Genomic DNA, 4,962 nt, shown 5'->3' with positions numbered 1-4,962 from the left:
AGACCCTCAATCTCCTTTTGAACTGTTGTTACTACTGACATACTACATTCCTCCTTTAATTTTAGCTTTTTAGATTTATTAGATAATCGCGATTCCCTATGTATATATGGTAACATATTTCATATTTAATTTAAAGAGAACAGGTTCCTAGCTGTTCATATGTGTGCACAACTTTTTTATATCTCCAGTAGCTTAAAAAATCTCTTCTCATCTATCTCTCTTCTACTCTTTCCCTTTACTTCCACAGGATAACACATCTCCACTATCCTATCCCTTATCCTATTTTTTCCTCCCATAGAGAATTTCTTAGCTATCTCACATCTACTCTCATCTTTGCTAAACTCCAAATTTGTAGTAATAATCAGAGGTTTTTCACATCTATACCTACTGTCTATGAGATTATATATCTTCTCTCCTCTCCAAGCACTATTTTTATCCTCAAGGGATTTTTCCATTCCAAAGTCATCTATTATCAGCAAATCACAACTTTCCACAACCTTTAAAAGCTCACTCTCTGCTTCTCCCCACTCCTTAGTGATTTTTAGTAGATATAATCCTAGATTTATCACAAGTACACTCTTTCCTCTACTCATTAGGTAATTAGCTATACATCCACTAGCAAATGTCTTCCCTGTACCTACTCCCCCATAAAATATTATCCCTATATCCATTCTCTTTTTCATAAAACTTTTAGCATAACGAAGAGCTAATTTCATATACTCTCCACTCATATCTGCTCCCTCAAAATTGCTCTTTAAAAATCTACTATCCATTACAGATATATCCCTATATCTTTTTACCCTATTTCGTATGGACTCTGCTTCTTGTCTTCTCTTTTCCTTTTCCATCTCCTCTACTCTTTTCTTTTCCAAACAATCACAAGCTGGAATATACTCTATATGCTGTCTAATAAATTCTGGTAAGTATTCTAATCCTTCAGCTTCATTTTTTACATACTCCTTCCCACAATATTGACATTTCATATGTTACTCCTCCCACTCTCTATCTCTTTCCAAATAATTCCTCTACACTAAACAGTTCTGGTGTATCTTCCTCTTCTACATCTTTTTCTAAAAGTTCAGATATCTTTCTCTTCTGCTCCTCTTTCCACTGCTTACCCTCTTCACTCTCTTCAAACTTTTTCTCATCTCCTGATTTCTTAATGCTTTCTCTCTTTTTACCTACTAGCTCAACACTTTTTTCCTCTACATCAGCTTTAAAGTTCCCATTGAGAGCTTTCTTTAGATTCTCCACTTTTAAAATTGTATCTACACACATCTTCTCCATAACAAAATTAGATTTTGACATTATCTCTAAAGCTTTAAATACTCCCTTTGCTCCTAATTCTCCATAGGCTTTCATCACTAGATTCTTCTCTGGTGGATATTCATATGGTGGTAATCCTAGCTCACTATACTTTTTCAAAATCTCTCTTACAACAGGAAGATTTTCCTCTCCCCTATATGTATATATATAATAATTATTCTCTTTTATTATTCTACTTGTATTATTCCCTGTTACTTTTTCATGGTGGGGGTGGTTATCATTTTGTTCCCACCCTCCCCATTTTTTCATTCCTTTTGGAACAATTTCGTACCTAGGTATATTTTTATTCCCACCTTCTAAAATCTCTTCCTCTGTCTTTTTTTCTACTATTTCTTCTTCAAGTATTTTTACTTTCTCTTTATTTTTCTCTTTTCCATTCTCCACCTCAAAAAATTCTTTTTCTTCTCTCTTTTTTTCTTCTCTCTCTACTAAATCTCTATCAATATTTTTATCATCTACTCCTTCTACCTTATCTCTTCTTTCCAATATATAGATTCTTCTCTCTTCTACCTCTTTTCCTCCCTTCTTCAATATCATTTCTACTTTCAAATATCCTAAGTTTGTAAGGTTACTTATCCAATGAGCCACAGTTTTTTTATGTACCTCATATAGATTTGCAAAGTAAGAGTTAGTAGCATAGCAATACCCCTTAGAATTAACTAAGGCAGTTATCTCTGAATAGATTATTTTCTCCATAGGTTTTAAATTTTTATCATATCTCACACTTGCTGGCATTATTGCAAAATAATTTGGCTTCTCCATACTATCCCCTCCACTTTTTAAATTTAATTATAGGTTAGCACAAATTATTTTTTATTACCACTAACGTTGGCATACATTGGCATAGCTTTTCTATTTTTTTACATAAAAAAAGAGCAGCTGCAAATTTTTAAAATTGCAACTGCTCATTTAATCTTAAACATGGCGCTCCCAGAAAGATTCGAACTCTCGACCCTCTGATCCGAAGTCAGATGCTCTATCCAGCTAAGCTATAGGAGCTGTTTTTACTATATTCTTTCAGCTATTAATTTTGCTGCCATCTCTTCAGCAATAGCTTCTAATCTTGTAACATCTTCAGCTTTTGGAGTTCCTTTTACTTCTACAGCTTCTCCAACTACTTCTACACCTTTTAATGCATCAGCAAAGCATTGGATTCCTCTTACTCCTCCACCACTCCACATCATGCTTCCAAATATTCCAACATATCTATTTTTTAATCCATAATTTTCTAGTTTATGTAATAATGGTTGAATTTTTGGATATACAGAGTTATTATGTGCACAAGAACCTATAATTAATCCCTTATACTTCCATATTTCACTGATTATAAAGCTTAAATCTGTTTTAGAAGCATCATAAATTTTTACCTCTTTTATTCCACAACAATTTAATTTTCTTCCTATAATCTCAGCCATCTTAGCAGTATTTCCATACATACTTCCGTATACTATTACTACTCCTTCTGTTTCTGGCTCTAATTTTGCCCAAGTTTCATATAATGATACAACTTTAGCAATATCTTTTCTCCAAATTAATCCGTGAGAAGGACATATGAATTTTATCTCTAAACCACCTAATTTTTTTATAGCATTTAATACTTGTGGTCCATATTTTCCAACTATATTAGAGTAGTATCTTCTCATTTCACTTTGATAAAACTCAAAATTTACTTGGTCATCAAATATTCCTCCATCTAATGCTCCAAAACTTCCGAAAGCATCATTTGAAAATAATATTTTATCAGTTAAATCATAAGTTACCATTGATTCTGGCCAATGTACCATTGGTATCATAGCAAAAGTTAATTTATGGTTTCCTAATTCTAAAATATCTCCTTCTTTTATTGTTACAAAGTTTTCAACTGGAAAATCAGGTGAAAAAGCTTGTAACATTCCTAAAGTTTTAGCATTTCCTACAATTTTTACAGTTGGGAATGTTCTGATAACTTCTTTTAATCCACTTGAATGGTCTGGCTCTACATGGTTTATTACTATGTAGTCTAATTTTCTTCCATCTAAGCACTCTACTATCTTATCTAAGAATGTAGAAGCGCTTCCTAATTCTACAGCATCAATTACACAAGTTTTCTCATCATCAATAAAATATGAATTGTAAGTTACTCCATAAGGTAATGGTATGTAGTTTTCAAATCTTTCTGTTTTTCTGTCATTAACACCTATCCAAGTTACACCATTTGCAATCTCTGTACAAAAATACATTTTTTCCTCCTATACTTATTTACTTTTTTATTTATCTTAACATTTCCTTAATACTTTCTTTCTAAAATACTTCTTCAAAAAAATTAAATTTAATTTAACACTTCTTTATATATTATAATAGAATTATCAAATTTTTTCAATTTTTTTATTAATTTTTTTTAAATTTTAAAATTCTTTTTTTAATTCTGTTGTATTTATGCTATAATTATATAAGTTGCTTTATAGCAATACATAAATACGACCTTGGAGGTATACTATGCACCCAGTACTTTTTTCTATTGGTAGTTTTGAAATAAGGTTTTATGGTTTGATGTATGCAATATCTTTCTTTTTAGGAATAGAAATAGCAAAGTTTATGGCAAAAGAGAGAGGATACGATAGTAAAATAATAGAAAACTATGCTTTTGTTGCTATGCTTTCTGGACTTTTAGGAGGACGTCTATACTATGTTTTTTTTAATTGGAGTTACTACTCTAAATATCCAGCTGAAATTTTAGCTACTTGGCATGGAGGAATGGCTATTCATGGCGGAATTATTGGTGGAATTATTGGAACATTTATCTACGGATACATTAAAAAACTTAATCCATTGACACTTGGAGATTTTGCTGCTGCTCCCTTACTTTTAGGACAAGCTCTTGGAAGATTTGGAAATTTCATGAACGGAGAGATTCATGGTGTTCCTGTTTTCACTCCTTGGAAAGTTATTTTTTCATTAAAACCAAGTTTCTATGATTGGTATAATTACTATACTTCTCTTGATATTTTTGAAAAATTAAAATATAAAGCTCTTGTTCCATGGGGATTAGTTTTTCCAAATACTTCTCCAGCAGGGGAAGAGTTTCCTAATATACCTGTACATCCAGCTATGCTTTACGAATTAATTTTAAACTTTATAGGTTTTTTATTCATTTTTTTCTATCTGAGAAAAAAAGAGAATAAAGCTCCTGGATATCTATGGTGGAACTATATCATAATATATAGTATTATTAGAATATTTGTTAGTTTTTTTAGAGCTGAGGATTTAATGCTTTTAGGATTTAGAGCTCCTCATGTAGTAAGCTTACTAATGATAATTTTTTCAGTCATTATGATAAAAATCGGAGAAAAAAAATAAAAACTTTAACCTAACGGGCAAGAAGTCGCCCACCTCTATAGGTAGTGCGATGAATTGCCCTATTGTTTTTTAGAAGACAAAGTGATATAATACAATCAGTAGATATATAAAAATAGGAGTAAAAACAATGGAATTAGATAGTAATTGTCATTCAGTATTTTTGCTGTATTATCACTTAGTTCTTGTAGTAAAATATAGAAGAAATGTATTTGATGACACAATTTCTGAATTTGCTAAAGATATGTTTGTAAGAATTGGAGTTCCGTATCATATAACTTTAGTACAATGGAATCACGATAA

At 31.2% G+C, this 4,962-nt stretch carries 5 protein-coding genes and 1 tRNA gene; 2 read left to right on the top strand and 4 right to left on the bottom strand.

From position 1 onward, the window contains the following. Positions 1–176: 176 nt before the first annotated feature. From FMAG_RS09870 to FMAG_RS09855, 4 genes are all read right to left on the bottom strand, one after another. Positions 177–983 (bottom strand): ATP-binding protein, encoded by an 807-nt coding sequence (locus FMAG_RS09870; RefSeq protein WP_005886355.1) that lies wholly within the window; start codon positions 981–983, stop codon positions 177–179. Positions 984–1,002: 19 nt separating this feature from the next. Next, positions 1,003–2,088, bottom strand: a complete 1,086-nt coding sequence (locus FMAG_RS13430) for a helix-turn-helix domain-containing protein (protein WP_005886352.1) — start codon at positions 2,086–2,088, stop codon at positions 1,003–1,005. Between the two features lie 160 nt (positions 2,089–2,248). Continuing rightward, positions 2,249–2,325: transfer RNA gene (locus FMAG_RS09860), tRNA-Arg, on the bottom strand. A gap of 8 nt (positions 2,326–2,333) precedes the next feature. Continuing rightward, positions 2,334–3,545, bottom strand: coding sequence for an FprA family A-type flavoprotein (locus FMAG_RS09855; protein ID WP_005886350.1), 1,212 nt, complete (start codon positions 3,543–3,545; stop codon positions 2,334–2,336). A 256-nt stretch (positions 3,546–3,801) separates the two neighbouring features. Here FMAG_RS09855 and lgt point away from each other — a divergent pair, with 256 nt between their 5' ends. Together lgt and FMAG_RS09845 are read left to right on the top strand one after the other, a co-directional pair. Beyond that, positions 3,802–4,662 (top strand): prolipoprotein diacylglyceryl transferase, encoded by an 861-nt coding sequence (lgt, locus tag FMAG_RS09850; protein WP_005886348.1) that lies wholly within the window; start codon positions 3,802–3,804, stop codon positions 4,660–4,662. Between the two features lie 127 nt (positions 4,663–4,789). Continuing rightward, positions 4,790–4,962, top strand: a 173-nt coding sequence (locus FMAG_RS09845) for a transposase (RefSeq protein ID WP_005886346.1), incomplete at its 3' end; no start/stop codon positions are given.

The organism is Fusobacterium mortiferum ATCC 9817 (assembly GCF_000158195.2).
GTDB lineage: Bacteria > Fusobacteriota > Fusobacteriia > Fusobacteriales > Fusobacteriaceae > Fusobacterium_A > Fusobacterium_A mortiferum.
The sequence above is the reverse complement of the archived record's forward strand: the minus strand, read 5'-3'. Positions and strand labels throughout refer to the sequence as shown.

What these genes read in the sequence shown, in the direction of transcription:
- FMAG_RS13430 (WP_005886352.1), bottom strand. Translation starts at nt 2,088, where the DNA reads ATGGAGAAGCCAAATTATTTTGCAATAATGCCAGCAAGTGTGAGATAT.
- lgt (WP_005886348.1), top strand. Translation starts at nt 3,802, where the DNA reads ATGCACCCAGTACTTTTTTCTATTGGTAGTTTTGAAATAAGGTTTTAT.
- FMAG_RS09870 (WP_005886355.1), bottom strand. Translation starts at nt 983, where the DNA reads ATGAAATGTCAATATTGTGGGAAGGAGTATGTAAAAAATGAAGCTGAA.
- FMAG_RS09855 (WP_005886350.1), bottom strand. Translation starts at nt 3,545, where the DNA reads ATGTATTTTTGTACAGAGATTGCAAATGGTGTAACTTGGATAGGTGTT.